Consider the following 1144-nt stretch of genomic DNA (forward strand, 5'->3'; position numbering starts at 1 on the left):
CTGGTTTGTTCGACTTTCCAGTGGCCTTCGGTTTTGACGCGGTGGTGGCGTCGGCATAGTGGTGCCATGTTCGCGACGGAGGTTTCGCCGCCTTGAGCGTAGGGTTTGGTGTGGTCGAGGTCGCAGGAGATCGCTGGGCGCCTGCAGAGCATCCAGGTGCAGCGTTGGTTCAGCGACTGAACGAACTCCGCCGGGAGTCCGCGGAGGAAGCGTTTCGACAGCGGGTGCAGGCTCAGCAGCTGTCCGGTGACTGGGTGGGTGATGCCGATGGTGAACATGGCGTCTGGGTTGTCGAGGTGGTTGGCGATCAGCCGCCTTGCTACTTCGGTGAGTACGGGTCCGAACCCGCCGAGCTCGGCTGGCCGTTCCGCCAGCTCGAACAGTGTGGTGATCGGCACGTTCAGTTGGAGTTTCGCCTTGATCGCTGCTTTCCAGGACCGGAACGCGGCCGGGATCTCCTGCTCGGGGATTGGTTCCCGATCAGGACTGCTCTCACCAGCAGCTTTGCCGGCCGCACGGTCGTCGCGGGGCTGTTGCCTGGGCCGGTCTGGCGGGTGGGTGTAGGTGGCGGGTTTGCAATCTTCACACGGGCAGCCGTCGAGGTGGTGGTCGTGGTCGCAGCCGGTGTGCCGGCACCCATCCGACTCGGTGGCAGAGTTGTCCTGCGCGTCCTCGGCTTGGGCAGGGTTGTTGGCCTGGTCCTGCTCGTCGAGCAGGTCGTCAAAGGACCCTTGACAAGGGCCGGGGTCGTCGCCGTTTTCCCCGTCGCCGTTCTCGCAGTCGCAGTCCTCGCTGGCACTCTCAGCATCGGCGTTGGTCTGTTCATGACTGTTGGAGCCTTCGCGGGCTTCTTCCTGGCTGTCGCAGATGATCACGTCGGCTTGGCCGGACAGCAGGGAGGCGGCGATGTCTGCGCGCAGCTGAGGCAAGGTGCGCTCATCGCCGGATGACTTCATGGTGCGGGCGATGGCGTCCAGGTATCCCCAGATCTGGGCGGCCACGTCGTGGGAGATCCCACGGATCCGCAGGTCGCAGACGCCGTCCAGCGACGGGTAGACGTCCACGCCGCGGTCTTCGCGGGCCTTCTTGTGGCGTTCTTTCGCTGCTTCGGGGTTGACCTTCAAGATTTCGGCTTCGATGTGCA

At 64.4% G+C, this 1144-nt stretch carries 1 protein-coding gene; it reads right to left on the minus strand.

The genetic code is table 11. The features are described 5' to 3' along the window. Positions 1-1144: HNH endonuclease (locus tag B141_RS39350; RefSeq protein ID WP_020574462.1), on the minus strand; the 1144-nt coding region annotated here is incomplete at both ends.

Source organism: Actinopolymorpha alba DSM 45243 (assembly GCF_000373925.1).
GTDB lineage: Bacteria > Actinomycetota > Actinomycetes > Propionibacteriales > Actinopolymorphaceae > Actinopolymorpha > Actinopolymorpha alba.